This window comes from Nostoc sp. PCC 9305 (assembly GCF_963920915.1).
Classification (GTDB): Bacteria; Cyanobacteriota; Cyanobacteriia; order Cyanobacteriales; family Nostocaceae; genus Nostoc.
In genome coordinates, this window is the sequence record NZ_CAWUDN010000033.1 from 1 (window position 1) to 13,912 (window position 13,912).

The following is a 13,912-nucleotide window of genomic DNA, read 5'->3' on the forward strand; positions in this document are numbered from 1 at the left end:
CGCCCAGATTTAACAGAGAGGTGCCCCGGATAATACCGGGCATCGACTCTACCAACAGTTATCAAGGCTAATCCTTATCGACGCTGCTCACTTATAGAAGTGGGAGACTCAACAGGACTCTGATAACTGATAACTAATTGTTGAAACCCCCGAAGAGTATGCACTATCTATTACTACCGTTCTTAAGCTTTTTTGTTGGAATCATCGTTGGTTTGACGGGAATTGGTGGAGCGTCTCTCATCACCCCAATGTTGATTTTTGTTTTTCAGGTTCCACCTTCTATCGCTGTAAGTTCTGATGTTGTGGCCGCCACATTGATGAAAATTGTTGGTAGCGTCAAGCATTGGGAACAGAAAACCCTTGACACAGAAGTTGTCAAATGGCTGGCCTTTGGAAGTGTTCCAGGCTCATTGTTCGGAGTGGGGATTTTACACTTCATTAAACATACAGGTGAGTATAACCTGGATAATATTTTGCTCCGTTTGTTGGGCGGGATGATTTTGTTAGTCACAGTGTTAGCACTAGTGCAATTGTTGTTATTGACTTTTTTCCCCAAATTTAATTTACCCGAACTGCCAAAGTTAGACTTAGAAACTAACTTTGGTCGATTTATAACAATTACTTTGGGAGCAATTTTAGGCTGTTTTGTCGGTCTAACTAGCGTCTCATCAGGTTCAATGTTTGCCCTAGTGCTGATTGGGTTTTTCCGCCTTGATGCACGAAAGTTAGTGGGTACAGATATTTCACACGCAGCGATTTTACTGCTGTTTACAGCCCTTGGTCATCTCAGCTTGGGAACAGTTGATTGGAGTTTGGTAGTGCCTATATGGCTAGGCTCTGTGCCAGGGGTGTTACTAGGCGCTAAAATCTGTCAGGTAGCTCCGCAACGCCCACTACGGTTTATCATTTATGCCATTTTGATGATGGTAAGTTGGAAATTAGTTCATCAGGTGTAACCAATTTGAAATTTTCAATTCCAAATCCAGCATTCAAAATCCAATATTGATTAACTTCTGATCCAAGGTAGTAGAGTGAATGTACCTCGCTCATACATAATGAATAGACCCAAGCCAATTAACACAAAAGGTACAACAGCGTTACCGTAGCGACTTAAAATATTAGCAATGGTAGGTTGAAGGCTTAAAAAATAAGCGATCGCACACCAAACCCCTACCATGATAAAAAATATACTTAAAATTACTCCCAAACTGGCAAGGTCATGACCAGCGAACAAAGGAATATATATACTAATATTGTCACCACCATTAGCGATCGTTACTGCTGCCACTTTATAGGTTTGGGGATGCAAAATACTCAAAATAAAAGACAATACCGGGTTAGTAGATGTTGGCTGATTAAAATCACTACTGACTGTCTGAACTGTTATAGTATCTTCTTCTTTATATACTAAGTGATGAATCCCAATACCAATTGGTAGCAATCCTAGCAATCCTATCCATTCTCGCTGTATGACCAATCCACCAAAAAATCCTGGTAAGCTAGCGATGATAATGGCTGAAAAACCCAGATATTGACCAAGTAGTATATGCCGCCGCCGAAAATTAGCATCTATTTGTGAAAAAAATATTAACAAGATAATGATGTCATCTATGTTAGTGGCGATGAAGGCAATTATCCCTTCACTGAAGGCTGTCCCTAGCTGACTCATGCTGGATTTTTAGAATCTACGATTTACCACCATACCAAATTCACTCATTCGTAATTCGTAATTCGTAATGACGCTCGTTTCTTGCTACCGCTACGCTAATGTAATTCGTAATTATTGACGAAATACTCGCGCGTCATTATCAATCACGAATTATTTTAACCTTCTGGTACAACTTAGATTTAAAATGACACAGTAATTATTACTGACTCCTCAATTCTTCTTTATCTTAAAATATGAACGAGTTAGTTACTGCAATTACTACAGGGTTAATTGCATTCATTGCCACTAACATTGATGATATTGTCATTTTATTATTATTTTTTTCTCAAATAAGTGCTAATTTTCGCCCCCGGCATATAGTTGCTGGTCAGTTTCTAGGTTTTACAGTTCTATTAATCCTTAGTCTTTCGGGTTTATTTGGGGGATTAGTTTTATCAAAAAACTGGATTGGATTACTTGGTTTACTACCAATTTCCATCGGTATCAGTAGCTTAGTGAATTGGGAAGAAGATTCATCAAAAGAAGTTGTAGCTGCTATAGAAGAAGCTGAAGCATCAACAATTACTAGCTTTTTTTCTCCTCAAGCTTATAGTGTGGCAGCCGTTACCATTGCTAATGGTAGCGATAATATTAGTGTCTACGTGCCTTTATTTGCTAGCTGCAACTTAGAAAGTTTTTTAGTAATTATCGGATTATTTTTTCTCTTGTTAGGAGTTTGGTGCTACGTTGCATACAAATTAATTAACAACAGAGTCATAGCTGATGTATTGACTCGCTACGTTAATTATCTTGTGCCTTTTGTTCTGATCGGATTAGGCGTTTTTATTGTATTAAAAAGTGAAGCTTTAAGTCCAATAAAGCTAGCTGCTAGTAGTGTCTGTTTGATGATTTTGGTGAAAAACAACGAAAGTGCCGATGAAATTGGCGAAAATTCTAGTAAATGAATGTAACTAGTACGACGGACTTGGCGGAAATTTCTGAAAGGATTGATGTTTGAAAAAATTTCTGTTTCTGTATCAGCTAACGCTGTGCGTACACAGTAGAATAGCAGGAGAGTGTGCCGAAGCAATCGCAATATTCCAAAAGAATAGAAGAGTAGGCGATCGCTATTGTTAATCAGATGCTCCAGCGTGTATTAATAAACATTGTCTTTGTTCTTGATTAACTATCAAAAATGTAAATCCCCAGATAATAAAATCCCACAGTTCGTCATCGACATCAAAGGCTGGATTATATTGAAAAACTCTCGCATTCTGGTAATCAATACACTCATTGACATTCCGCCAAAAGCTTGTAATCAGATTGTGCTTTTTGGATTTTTCAACGTTTTTGAATCCATCAGATGGGTTGATGCGTGCAATAAAACTATTAATTCTGGTAGTCAGTACTGTGGCAGCATCATAACACTCACACATGGTCGCCAGTTCTGGCTTTGCTCCTGGATAAGCCAATTGGATTAATTTTTGCATTTCTAAATCTGGCGTTGCTTCTTGAAAAGTTTTTTGAATGGCTAGTTTGTCCAATGTTTGAGGCTCTAAATCACCATCCTCAAGCTTTATTCCCTTCGCACTGAACCAGATGACATAGTTGCAACCTTGTAGGCAACAACTCATAGCTTCCATGTATCCATTTAACCTACCCAGTTCTGGTGTATTCTGTATTATCATACTGTTATTGGTTTTGAACGGCTCGAACTTCTCTGTGCCTCCAGCCCAGTATAGTTGCCTTCTTGTACTAAGGAACCAGGATTAAATAACTCCCCCAACTGTAAGGAAGGGCGGATTTGACGATCTAATTAACAGTTCACGATCGTATCAAGGAAACCCGCCCCTACCTAATCCTGGAACTTAGTTTAATTCACGATTCCAAGTTGCCTCATTAAGAGTCTTATCCTGAGAATGCTTACCATAAAGAATCAAACTTTACTCAACCACTCATTCTCCTCTGGGTCTTTGAACAGTGAGGTGCTGAGGTAGCGTTCGCCAAAGCTAGGCTGGATCATCACGATGAGGCGACCTGCATTTTCTAGTCGTTGTGCTACTTGAATAGCTGCATATAAAGCAGCGCCAGTAGAAATCCCCGATAGTAATCCTTCTTCTTTTGCGAGGCGACGGCTGTAAGCGATCGCTTGCTCATCTGCTACCTGAATTACTTCATCTACCAGTTCTGAACGGTAAATTGCTGGGACAAATCCCGCGCCGATACCTTGAATTTTGTGAGGCCCTGATTTACCGCCTGCTAATACCGGACTGTTGCTTGGTTCAACTGCGATCGCTTGAAAACTCGGCTTCCGTTTTTTAATAACTTCTGAGACTCCTGTAATTGTGCCACCAGTACCCACTCCCGCCACGAGAATATCTACCTCTCCATCGGTATCATTCCAAATTTCTTCGGCTGTGGTTTCGGCGTGAACTTTTGGGTTAGCCGGGTTGCGGAACTGCTGCAACATATAAGCATTGGGCGTTTTAGCTACAAGCTCCTCTGCATGAGCGATCGCTCCTCGCATCCCTTCTACCCCTGGCGTTAACTCTAATTGAGCGCCATAAGCTTTGAGCATAGATCGTCTTTCGTGGCTCATTGTGTCAGGCATCGTTAGAATGAGATGGTAGCCCTTGGCAGCTGCCACCATCGCTAGCGCAATTCCTGTATTTCCAGAAGTCGGTTCTACTAAAACAGTTTTTCCGGGGTGAATCAAGCCTGCTTCTTCTGCCGCTTCTACCATACTCGCGCCAATCCGGTCTTTCACAGAAGATGCTGGATTCATGCTTTCTAGCTTCACCACAATCCGAGCAACCGCTCCTGAAGCTTGGGGAATCTTGTTTAATTGAACTAAAGGAGTTCGGCCGATTAACTCTGTGATATCTTTCGCTATCCGCATGTGGGTACTCCGTCGTGACTAAATATAATACATTGGACTCTGCTGGGCGCGAGTTTCTCTTTCCTCGCACAAGTTTTGGAGTGTATAACGACCCAAAACTTCAATTGAGGCAGCGTTAGCTTGCTCCCAAACTTCATAAACCAGAGTCTTTTCCAGAGTCGGAGAGTTAGAGGTATCTTTCTCTTTCCGCTCGCCTTCAACCAAAGTGACAATTTCAAGTATTGTAATCTGCCAAGGTTCCCGAACTAAAACGAAACCTCCTTTAGAGCCGCGTTGACTCTGCACCACACCAGCACGCCGGAGGTTAGTCAAAATTTGTTCCAGATAGCGCTCAGGTATGGGTTGCTTGGCAGTAATCTCGCTCATAGTTAAAGGAAGTTTTTTTCCGTGGTGGCTTGCCAGTTCTAATAGTGCCAGCAGCGCGTATTCCACTTTGGAAGACAGATCCAAGAGAGCGTAGTTTTGGCTATTCAACACTGTACTCAACATACTACGGTGAATTGAGGGACATATCGCAGTTTATGCGAAATTAATTTTTTTCAACTGTGGAATGTGATAGCATCCCACTTATTACCCACAAAAACACTATACTCTATCGAATTACCGTAGATTGTGATATTACACAATTCCCATAAAGGACTCGATCTTTTTCTGGGAATCATCCTGAGTTTCTGTTTTCAGAGCCTCACCCACCAACAAAAATCTCAACAGAGTATGCTACTAACTGATTTGCGAACCATTTTTGAGCGTGACCCAGCAGCCCGTAACTGGCTAGAAGTATTGTTCTGTTACCCTGGACTGCAAGCTCTAGTGTTTCATCGATTGGCGCACTGGCTGTATAAAATTGGAATTCCGTTTATACCAAGATTCATCTCTCATCTTAGTAGGTTTTTAACTGGAATTGAAATTCATCCTGGGGCATTAATTGGCCAGGGAGTGTTTATTGACCACGGGATGGGAGTAGTGATTGGCGAGACTGCGATCGTGGGCGACTATGCCCTAATTTATCAAGGTGTCACCCTTGGCGGGACTGGGAAAGAAAGCGGCAAACGCCATCCAACTTTAGGCTCTCATGTAGTTGTGGGAGCAGGTGCGAAGGTATTGGGAAATATTCAAATTGGCGATCGCGTCCGTATCGGAGCCGGTTCTGTGGTACTACGAGATGTCCCCAGTAACACTACTGTAGTTGGGATTCCAGGGCGCGTAACTCGTCAGAACAACTCGTCTAGCAATGTTCTGGATCATGATAAAGTACGCGACGTTGAAGCTGAAGTCATCCGCGCTTTATTTGAACGTGTCAAGTCTCTAGAGAAACAGTTTGAGCAGTTGGAACAATCTAGTTTGTCTCCTACTGAACTTGGCGACGAACAAACCAACAACCCTAAGAGTAATAATTCTGATGGGATGATTGAAGATTTTCTTGATGGTGCGGGAATTTAGGGAATGGAGGGGAGAGGTGATAGGTGACAGGTGATAGGGAATTATCTGTACCCTGTAACCTGTACCCTATTCCCTTCTTCACTCCCCACTCCCTCTTTAAAAATATCCATAGGTTCTTATAACCTGATATAAATGTAATACTACGGTTAATTTATCGGAGAATAGTTTTATATAGTATGGTGTCTTTGTACACAAGCTTATCTAGTTCAAGCAGTAACAATACTAAGCAACTTTTTGCCCGTAGGTCATTTCTGCCAGAGCATCATAACGACCTTTGGAAGATTGAAACGGGTTTTGTGAGAACTTTTAGCTATCTGGAAGATGGTACAACTGTTGCTTTAGGATTGTGGGGCCCTGGAGATGTCGTTGGTAAGAGGTTGTCAAAATTAGAACCTTATCAGATGGAATGCCTAACTAAAGTGGAGGCAACAGTTTTACCTCTAGAGGAATGGACTGAACTAACAGAAACTCTACTTGCCCATATCCAACAGGCTCAAGAATTGATGATCATTCGTAGCCATAAAAAAGTGGATACTATGCTCATCAAGCTATTGGCATGGTTATCCAAAAAGTTTGGTTCGGAAGTTGAGAAGGGACGTTTAATCGATATGCGTCTGACTCATGAAGACCTGGCGGAAATGCTTGGTTCAACTCGTGTTACAATCACTCGTGTTCTTGGGCAGTTTGAGCAAGAGGGCTTGATCGATCGCCTCTCCCTGCATCGAATTGTCCTAAAAGAAGAAGAAATTTGGTACTACGAAATTTAAATTATTTTAGTAAAACCAGCTATCGCCGTCAGCATTCGGCTTACCCACAATTCTAAGATTCAGGGATTCTAGGTAAGCTAAACCGCGAGAAATTTGTGGCACTGTTCCCCGCAGTTCAATGTCAAAGCATCCTTCTCGATCTGTATTTGGTTGTAGCATAGCCATAGTAATATTAACTACTAAGCCGTAAGTAGAAATTAACTGCGAAATCACGGGTGCTTGCAGATAGCATTTGGGAATATGTATTCGCAGACGAATCTGAGTGACTTGGCTTTTTTCAGAAACTGAAGAAACGAGTGATAATCTGTTTTGGGAATTGGTTTTTTGGTGATTTAGTGCTGCCATTGGATTGTGGTAATTTTATTAATTAGCGTAGGCGTAGCCCGTCGTAGACATCGCTATAAACGCTAGACAAATCTAGCCAAATCGGTAGTCCCAGTTTTTCTAAATAACTCAAGCTAGAGTAGAGTTGCTTTGTTCTCCCCCACAAATCTAAGTCAAACCAGCCGTCATCTTGCGTATCGGGTTGAAGTAAGGCACTGGTAATATTGACCGTTAGCCCATAACGAGAAACTAACTCGGAAATCACTGGTTCTTCGTAATAAGATTTTAAGACGCACAGTTGTAAGCGCAATCGATTGGTTTGACCCTGAGAAATCCATTGCTGGAATTGTTGTTGCCATTTATTTGTTAGCCATGCAGAATCTTTAAGACTCAGTTTGGTAGCTGGATTTGGGAAAGGTAGAGTGTGCTGGTTGGATTGAATTTGGTTAGCGATGTCTACGACGGGCTACGCCTACGCTAGTTGCAGCAAATTCACTCCCAATCCTTGCAAGTAAGATAGGCTATTTGTCAGTTTTTGGGGATTTCCTGAAAGTTCCAAATCAAACCAGCCATCGCTGTCATTGTCGGATGTCAGGGATGCAGCTTTAATATTGACGGTTAAACCATAACGAGACACCAGCCGAGAAATTATAGGTTGCCTGTTATACCGTTGAGGCACAAGAATTCGACTGTGGACTGAAGCAGGTTCTACAGATTTACTCTCAGACATCAGATTAATTTCCAATAGCCATACCTACGGTGGTAACAGAGCGACTGGTGAGCGGAGTCGAACCATGCCGAAGTGCTACGCAATTTTTGGGTTTGGCAGAAAATCTTACTAATGCCGTGCCCCTACAATTTAACTGTGTGTGGTTGAATATCAGCCTCATAGAAATTTTCATATTTCTGGCTTTTTATTTAACTACGGCAACTCTACGGATTTAGTGGATTTAATTGTTATTTACAGGAACTTATCACAAAGTCCGCAAAAAAGCAATTAGCAAATTAATCTAAGTTAGGAGCAGTTTATGTAGAGTACTTGACACTAAACGAATTGAGAAGTTATTTCATCTGTCTCTTCGCTGATATCGTTATTATCTTGGAATCAAAACTGAACGCATCCTTTTTACCCGACCTCACCAAATCGCGTTGCTCCCGTTCGATGTTCTTGTGAGAGAATAAGTTACACATAGCTTTTAGGGACTTACATGAATAAACCCTAAAATATCATCACCTGACCCTCCAACTGGGGAATGTCGTTTACAAGATTTAAGTTTTAATAAGCACCGTATTTATTCACGAGTTCCTCACATTCTTTTTCTAATATCAAGCATCAAGATTGAGGCGCTCAAGTATTGCATTAATAATCTTGAGAATTCACCGTCTTAAACAACTTTAATAACGTGAGTATAATCTATATGAACTTTAAACAATTTGGTGTATTACTGTCTATATCTACAATTTTTGGAATGAACGTTATTGCGACCAAGGCTTTGGCTCAAGATTTGCCTAGTATTTCTTTTGGAGCAATAACAACGGTTGGATGTAGTGTTGCAAATCAGCCGACTGGATCTGTCCGTAGAACCTTACCAATCACCTTGGATAACATCAGTGCAAGCGAAGGTAAGCGTCAAAGGTGTATTTTACGTGCTCAGACTTTTATTCCTAGTGGTTTCTTCGTCAAAGATATACAGATACTATACAAAGGAATTGCTACAGTTAGTTCAATGAGTAAAGGTGCTACCTTCAGCAGAACCTATAGCTTTAGTGGTGGTGCTGTTGGTCAAGCCATATCTCCCATTAAAACTACCAAGTTTACATCTAGCGGTTCTAATGTATTTGCAAAGCAAGATGATATTACTGTTCTATCTACTTCATGTGGTGGACAAGGACTATTAGGTATTAATATAATTGCACAATCATCACTAGGAAGTTCTATAGACATCTCCAAAATAGTAATATCTTCTGGTGAGCTATCACGTTGCTAAATTTAATAAACTGCATTACTTTCATTCTTAATTTTTAGCTCCCATTTAATCAGACCACCTTCATTAAGCAATTTACTCGACTTATTTGCCAGATATTTAGCGATTGATCTTGGGGAATCGCCTCATATAATACCGCCCCTTTTTTATCAACCGAAGGTCTGTAAATGCCTTTCCTGGTATATTTTTAGCGTGAATTAAGATGAGATTATCCAAAGTTTTTGCCTCTTGGAAATCTTATGTACCTCTTTACATCCAACTTGTGTATACACAGTAGCAAAGAGTGGGCAAACAAAAGAAATGCATATTTCCTTACAAACGGTTAGCAGAGGGAAAGGAGAGAAATAGCTCTTCATTGCCAATAACCGCAGCTTTACGGACGGATACTACTACCGTCACAAAGATTAAAACCATTTAATACTTAGTTAAATTAAAGACATCAAGAAGGATGAAGGCAAACCTCTCGAACGACATGAGCGATCCACACGCAACTACGTGGGACTTAGTTAGTACTTGAGGTAATTATTAATAAACTAACAGGTCAGTGCTGGCGCGATCGCGAAAACTTTAAACTTTAAGTTCATATCCTAAAATTACCTTGTTCTTTACCCTGTTAGGATATTAATCAGCATAAGATAGTCGGTTAACTTTTGATTATAAAGTTTGATGATTAATATTACTAAATTAAATAAAATTGACTTTCTCGTTTTGACTGGGATTGTGATTATTGGTCTTATACATTTACCTTTTCCATTTGACGGAGATCAAGCATTTTTTAGGCTTGGTGCTTTGGAGATGCAACAAGGAAAGTTACTCTATCGTGATTTTTGGGATGTGAAGCAACCGGGGATTTTTTGCTTTTACTTTTTAGCAGGAACTTTATTTGGTTTTAATGAGATTGGCATCCATCTCTTTGAACTTATTTATATGGTGTTTCTGTCTATAATATTGTTGCTGAGTCTCAAAAGCTATTTTCAGCATCCGATAATCGCAAGTCTAGTACCTTTGTTAACGGTTGGCGTTTACTATACTGTTTCACAGCCTTGGCATCTTACTCAAGTGGAAGCACTGGTTGGTTTGCCTTTATTCATTTGTATTTGGCTGACTTCTCAATCTTTTAAATGTGAAGGAAGACAAAGATTTTTTCTACTGTTACTATCAGGCTTTATTGGTGGAATTGTCATCACATTTAAATTAATACTTCTATTAATATTGCTTTCATTTTGGCTAACTCTTTTAATCTATTCTGTGCTAATCAAACGGGAGCCAATTCAAAAAGTTTTTGTAGAAATATTTATTCCAATTTTTATGGGGATTATATTTCCTATTTTATTTATTGTTAGCTATTTTGCCTGGTTTAATAGTTTACCAATTTTGTATCAAACATTCTTTTTATATCCACCTCGGATTGTTGCTAATTCACAATTTGACCCAAGTGGGCTTTTTGCAGGCATAAAATGGTTCTTAAATAATTTTTACCCTCTACTTTTAGCAGCTACTGTTGCAGTAGATGTATCATTGCGTAAGTCTAAGAATATATTGACTTTGCTACTTGTGATTTGGTGTATTTTTGCTTGGGGTGTGATTGTTCTACAACGTGGCGCATTTTGGGAATACCATTATTTACTATTGTTTGTACCTTTAGGTATTTTAGCTACTAAAGGATTAGATGTTTTATGGGAGTCTTTAAAAAAATTGAGTTCCCCATTTACTACAATTCTGCTTATATTTTTGTTTTTCTTCCCTTTATCGCACACTCTTCTAAAAAAGAGCGTTGTTCTGGTTAATAACAATTTTGCTTTAACTGAAGATACACGATTTAAATATCAGGCTGTTTTTAGAGAAAAATATCCATCTCTTCGTTCAGAGGCTGAATTTATCTCCCAACCAGGAAGTCTTCCTGGTAAGATTTATGTAGCTGGCGATCCATCTATTTATTACTTCTCCAATCGGACTCAGGCAACATCGCTACGCGGTTGGGCACTTGAATATTTTCTGCCTGAGCAATGGACAAAACTTCTAGAAGAGTTAGATTCATCTAAGCCTCCTTATATCTTTATTGATGATATTCAGCAGCCTACTATCAACAAAAATTTTCCAAAAATGCTAGAATTTATTGAGGGAAGATACCGTATTTTACGTCAAAATAATAATGGTACTTGGTATACCCTTTTGTAGACAAACCACTACAGCAATTCTGAATAATTCATGAGAAACAAGATCCCCGACAACTTTTACGAAGTCGGGGATCTGCGGTTTGCGATTCTCTTAAAACCAGATAAATAAACTGTTTGTGTTGCTATAACCCTTAGAGGATGTCTGAGAAGTATCAAATAATTCTTGATCCCCCCTAACCCAATACGGTTCAGTTAAGGCTAAAACTCTTTGTCATAGTTAATTTTTTTAACGAACCACAGAGGCGCAGAGAACACTGAGAGAAGAAAGAAACGCTTAACTGAACTGTATTGCCCCCTAACCCCCCTTAAAAAAAGGGGGAATAAGAGTCTTAAAGTCTCCCTTTTTAAGGGGATTTAGGGGGATCTGCAAGGTTTAGGTGTATACAAAAAAACTTTTCAGACATCCTCTTACCAATCGCTTGCTTTAGTATCATCCCAGACTTCCAATTCCAAGTCGCGGAGATAAGTTAAACCACTTTGAATTTGTGCATCTGTTCCTTGTAGTTCAAGGTCAAACCAACCATCTCCGACAGCATTGGCTCCCAAAATCGCTGCCGTGATATTCACAATTAGTCCGTAGTCAGACACCAGGCGAGAAATAACAGGTTCCTGGTGATAATCTTTAGGAATTCTGAGTCGAATCCGTTTATTGGTAAGTGTATTGTCAGTAGCCATATCTGAGTTATTTCAATCCCTAATCGGGATTGGTACAGAACTACTCTTAACCCTAACGGTAACTTCCTGATAGGTACTAAGTAGATCGTACCATGTCCCATGATTTGCTTGTATCCTATTTCAAAAGATAACTACAATCGCTTGATGTTTCTATTCAACATCTTTAATGCGGGTTTTCCGTTCTAGAATCTCCTTCAGCACCAAAGTTACTACTGCTAGCAACGCTAACAGTACAGCCGCAGAGAAAGCCGCTTCAGTTTCGTATTGTTTGTAAGCATCTTCTACAAACAGTGGTAGGCTCTGCGTTTGGTCAGCAATGTTGCCAGATACCACTGAAACCGCTCCGAATTCACCCATTGCTCTGGCATTGGTCAAAATTAAACCGTAAAGTAAACCCCAACGGATACTGGGTAGGGTGACGCGCAAAAATATCTGCCAATCTTTTGCACCTAGAGTTCTAGCAGCTTCTTCTTGATCCTTACCAAACTCTTCTAAAACCGGAATCACTTCCCGCGCCACAAAGGGCATACTCACGAAGGCTGTGGCCAGTACCATACCTGGAAAGGCAAAGATAATCTTGATATCATGGGCTTGGAGCCAAGGGCCAAACCAGCCATTCCGACCGTAAAGTAGCACAATCATTAATCCTGCAACTACGGGCGAAATTGAAAAGGGCAGATCAATAATGCTCAAAACTACGGCGCGTCCAGGAAATTTATGACGAGCGATCGCCCAAGCTGCACATAAGCCAAATACTGTATTTAAAGGTAGAGAAATTACAGCTAATAACAGTGTTAACCAAGCTGCATGGAGAAAAGCTGGTCGCGTCAGATTGGACAGAAACGGCCCAGTTCCCTTGCTGAAGGCTTGGACAAAAACGTTAATAGCCGGGATGTATTGAACTAGGGCTAAATAGGCGATCGCTATCACAATTAAAACTATTGGCACCCAACTCTTCTGCTCTTGAGGCTTGGCCGTATGTGTATCAGATGCAGATGAGTGAAAACTTGGCTTATCTACTGTCATATCGCCTTGCCCATGCTTGTAAGAAATTAATTGCCAATAACAGTACCAACGAAATTGATAGTAAAACTATGCCAATTACTGTTGCACCAGAATAGTCATACTGCTCTAACCGCTGGAAGATTAGCACAGGTGCGATTAAATCTTGATAGGGCGTATTGGAAGAAATAATCACAGTTGACCCATATTCCCCAACTGCACGAGAGAAACCCAAGGCAACACCAGTCAAAATCGTGGGAAATAAAGGTGGCAAAATCACTTTCCAGAAGGTCTGCCATTGAGAAGCACCCAGACACCAGGCGGCTTCTTCAATTTCATGTTCCATTTCTTGAAGCACGGGTTGCACAGTTCTCACAATAAAAGGTAGTGAGATAAATATCATTGCTACCGCTACTCCCGTCCGGGTAAAAGATACCTTAATTCCCAATGGTGCTAGTAGCGAACCTAGCCAACCGTTATCGCTGTAAACTGTTGCCAAGGTTAGTCCTGCTACGGAAGTTGGTAGTGCAAACGGTAAATCTACTGTGGCGTCAATCAAGCGCTTGAAGGGAAAGTCGTAGCGAACTAAAACCCAAGCAATCAGAGTTCCAAATACGCCATTGAGTAGGGCAGCAAATATTGCCGTAACAAAAGTTACGTTGTATGTTGCTAATGCAATATCACTGGTTGCGATCGCCCAAAACCTAGATGGAGGTTCTGTAGCTGCTTTCAGAAACATAGCAGTTATGGGGACAAACAACATCACCGTCAGATATGCAATGGTAATTCGCCAAGTCCAAGGAACTCGCCCCAATCTCTTCCAGAATGGCGTTTTGCGTTCAACTTCCACAGAAGGAGATACAGATGTCATAGTGAAAAATTCAAAATTTAAAATTCACAAGGAGCTTTTTGGCAGTCTTCGTAATTGCTAATGACGCTCACGGACTCGCTACCGCTACGCTAACGTAATTCAAGCACAGACCAACTACTTTTAA

General features: G+C 40.4%; 16 protein-coding genes. 6 read left to right on the plus strand and 10 right to left on the minus strand.

Features of this window, described 5'->3' with window-relative positions:
• The first annotated feature begins 158 nt into the window (after nt 1–158).
• On the plus strand, nt 159–956 hold the full coding sequence (locus ACM0OX_RS14410) for a sulfite exporter TauE/SafE family protein (protein ID WP_414515624.1): 798 nt from the start codon (nt 159–161) through the stop codon (nt 954–956).
• 50 nt (nt 957–1,006) lie between these two features.
• On the opposite strand, the gene ACM0OX_RS14415 is transcribed toward ACM0OX_RS14410, so the two are convergent.
• Entirely contained in the window at nt 1,007–1,669 is a 663-nt protein-coding gene (locus ACM0OX_RS14415; RefSeq protein ID WP_414515625.1) for a cadmium resistance transporter, read from the minus strand.
• A gap of 233 nt (nt 1,670–1,902) precedes the next feature.
• Here ACM0OX_RS14415 and ACM0OX_RS14420 point away from each other — a divergent pair, with 233 nt between their 5' ends.
• Complete coding sequence (locus ACM0OX_RS14420) at nt 1,903–2,613, plus strand: cadmium resistance transporter (RefSeq protein ID WP_414515626.1); 711 nt, start codon at nt 1,903–1,905, stop codon at nt 2,611–2,613.
• A 168-nt stretch (nt 2,614–2,781) separates the two neighbouring features.
• Here ACM0OX_RS14420 and ACM0OX_RS14425 read toward each other — a convergent pair whose 3' ends face one another.
• From ACM0OX_RS14425 to ACM0OX_RS14435, 3 genes are all read right to left on the minus strand, one after another.
• A complete protein-coding gene (locus tag ACM0OX_RS14425; RefSeq protein WP_414515627.1) occupies nt 2,782–3,336 on the minus strand; it encodes a hypothetical protein in 555 nt (184 codons plus the stop codon).
• 248 nt (nt 3,337–3,584) lie between these two features.
• On the minus strand, nt 3,585–4,547 hold the full coding sequence (gene cysK, locus ACM0OX_RS14430; protein WP_414515629.1) for a cysteine synthase A: 963 nt from the start codon (nt 4,545–4,547) through the stop codon (nt 3,585–3,587).
• A gap of 18 nt (nt 4,548–4,565) precedes the next feature.
• On the minus strand, nt 4,566–5,036 hold the full coding sequence (locus ACM0OX_RS14435) for an RrF2 family transcriptional regulator (protein WP_414515630.1): 471 nt from the start codon (nt 5,034–5,036) through the stop codon (nt 4,566–4,568).
• Between the two features lie 225 nt (nt 5,037–5,261).
• Here ACM0OX_RS14435 and cysE point away from each other — a divergent pair, with 225 nt between their 5' ends.
• Complete coding sequence (gene cysE / locus ACM0OX_RS14440) at nt 5,262–5,987, plus strand: serine O-acetyltransferase (protein ID WP_414515632.1); 726 nt, start codon at nt 5,262–5,264, stop codon at nt 5,985–5,987.
• 176 nt (nt 5,988–6,163) lie between these two features.
• Complete coding sequence (locus ACM0OX_RS14445) at nt 6,164–6,754, plus strand: Crp/Fnr family transcriptional regulator (protein WP_334715912.1); 591 nt, start codon at nt 6,164–6,166, stop codon at nt 6,752–6,754.
• Between the two features lie 6 nt (nt 6,755–6,760).
• Here the strand turns inward: ACM0OX_RS14445 and ACM0OX_RS14450 are convergent, their stop codons facing one another.
• From ACM0OX_RS14450 to ACM0OX_RS14460, 3 genes are all read right to left on the minus strand, one after another.
• Nucleotides 6,761–7,099, minus strand: a complete 339-nt coding sequence (locus tag ACM0OX_RS14450) for an NIL domain-containing protein (RefSeq protein ID WP_414515634.1) — start codon at nt 7,097–7,099, stop codon at nt 6,761–6,763.
• A gap of 22 nt (nt 7,100–7,121) precedes the next feature.
• Nucleotides 7,122–7,388: an NIL domain-containing protein gene (locus ACM0OX_RS14455; protein ID WP_414515636.1), complete on the minus strand. Its 267-nt coding sequence runs from the start codon at nt 7,386–7,388 to the stop codon at nt 7,122–7,124.
• Between the two features lie 162 nt (nt 7,389–7,550).
• Entirely contained in the window at nt 7,551–7,808 is a 258-nt protein-coding gene (locus ACM0OX_RS14460; RefSeq protein WP_414515637.1) for an NIL domain-containing protein, read from the minus strand.
• Nucleotides 7,809–8,547: 739 nt separating this feature from the next.
• Here ACM0OX_RS14460 and ACM0OX_RS14465 point away from each other — a divergent pair.
• Nucleotides 8,548–9,066, plus strand: a complete 519-nt coding sequence (locus ACM0OX_RS14465) for a DUF4360 domain-containing protein (RefSeq protein WP_414515638.1) — start codon at nt 8,548–8,550, stop codon at nt 9,064–9,066.
• Between the two features lie 663 nt (nt 9,067–9,729).
• Complete coding sequence (locus ACM0OX_RS14470) at nt 9,730–11,241, plus strand: hypothetical protein (protein WP_414515639.1); 1,512 nt, start codon at nt 9,730–9,732, stop codon at nt 11,239–11,241.
• 407 nt (nt 11,242–11,648) lie between these two features.
• Here ACM0OX_RS14470 and ACM0OX_RS14475 read toward each other — a convergent pair whose 3' ends face one another.
• The 3 genes from ACM0OX_RS14475 to cysT all read right to left on the minus strand — a co-directional run bounded on the left by ACM0OX_RS14475 (nt 11,649) and on the right by cysT (nt 13,788).
• Nucleotides 11,649–11,915, minus strand: a complete 267-nt coding sequence (locus ACM0OX_RS14475; protein ID WP_289797696.1) for an NIL domain-containing protein — start codon at nt 11,913–11,915, stop codon at nt 11,649–11,651.
• Nucleotides 11,916–12,065: 150 nt separating this feature from the next.
• Entirely contained in the window at nt 12,066–12,941 is an 876-nt protein-coding gene (gene cysW / locus ACM0OX_RS14480; RefSeq protein WP_414515640.1) for a sulfate ABC transporter permease subunit CysW, read from the minus strand.
• Nucleotides 12,928–13,788, minus strand: a complete 861-nt coding sequence (gene cysT, locus ACM0OX_RS14485) for a sulfate ABC transporter permease subunit CysT (RefSeq protein WP_334935036.1) — start codon at nt 13,786–13,788, stop codon at nt 12,928–12,930. The genes cysW and cysT overlap by 14 nt, the downstream gene beginning before the upstream one ends.
• Between the last annotated feature and the right edge of the window lie 124 nt (nt 13,789–13,912).

Excerpts from the sequence above, each read along its gene's own strand:
- ACM0OX_RS14410 (WP_414515624.1), top strand. The coding sequence starts at position 159 with ATGCACTATCTATTACTACCGTTCTTAAGCTTTTTTGTTGGAATCATC.
- ACM0OX_RS14415 (WP_414515625.1), bottom strand. The coding sequence starts at position 1,669 with ATGAGTCAGCTAGGGACAGCCTTCAGTGAAGGGATAATTGCCTTCATC.
- ACM0OX_RS14420 (WP_414515626.1), top strand. The coding sequence starts at position 1,903 with ATGAACGAGTTAGTTACTGCAATTACTACAGGGTTAATTGCATTCATT.
- ACM0OX_RS14425 (WP_414515627.1), bottom strand. The coding sequence starts at position 3,336 with ATGATAATACAGAATACACCAGAACTGGGTAGGTTAAATGGATACATG.
- cysK (WP_414515629.1), bottom strand. The coding sequence starts at position 4,547 with ATGCGGATAGCGAAAGATATCACAGAGTTAATCGGCCGAACTCCTTTA.
- ACM0OX_RS14435 (WP_414515630.1), bottom strand. The coding sequence starts at position 5,036 with ATGTTGAGTACAGTGTTGAATAGCCAAAACTACGCTCTCTTGGATCTG.
- cysE (WP_414515632.1), top strand. The coding sequence starts at position 5,262 with ATGCTACTAACTGATTTGCGAACCATTTTTGAGCGTGACCCAGCAGCC.
- ACM0OX_RS14445 (WP_334715912.1), top strand. The coding sequence starts at position 6,164 with ATGGTGTCTTTGTACACAAGCTTATCTAGTTCAAGCAGTAACAATACT.
- ACM0OX_RS14450 (WP_414515634.1), bottom strand. The coding sequence starts at position 7,099 with ATGGCAGCACTAAATCACCAAAAAACCAATTCCCAAAACAGATTATCA.
- ACM0OX_RS14460 (WP_414515637.1), bottom strand. The coding sequence starts at position 7,808 with ATGTCTGAGAGTAAATCTGTAGAACCTGCTTCAGTCCACAGTCGAATT.
- ACM0OX_RS14465 (WP_414515638.1), top strand. The coding sequence starts at position 8,548 with ATGAACGTTATTGCGACCAAGGCTTTGGCTCAAGATTTGCCTAGTATT.
- ACM0OX_RS14470 (WP_414515639.1), top strand. The coding sequence starts at position 9,730 with ATGATTAATATTACTAAATTAAATAAAATTGACTTTCTCGTTTTGACT.
- ACM0OX_RS14475 (WP_289797696.1), bottom strand. The coding sequence starts at position 11,915 with ATGGCTACTGACAATACACTTACCAATAAACGGATTCGACTCAGAATT.
- cysW (WP_414515640.1), bottom strand. The coding sequence starts at position 12,941 with ATGACAGTAGATAAGCCAAGTTTTCACTCATCTGCATCTGATACACAT.
- cysT (WP_334935036.1), bottom strand. The coding sequence starts at position 13,788 with ATGACATCTGTATCTCCTTCTGTGGAAGTTGAACGCAAAACGCCATTC.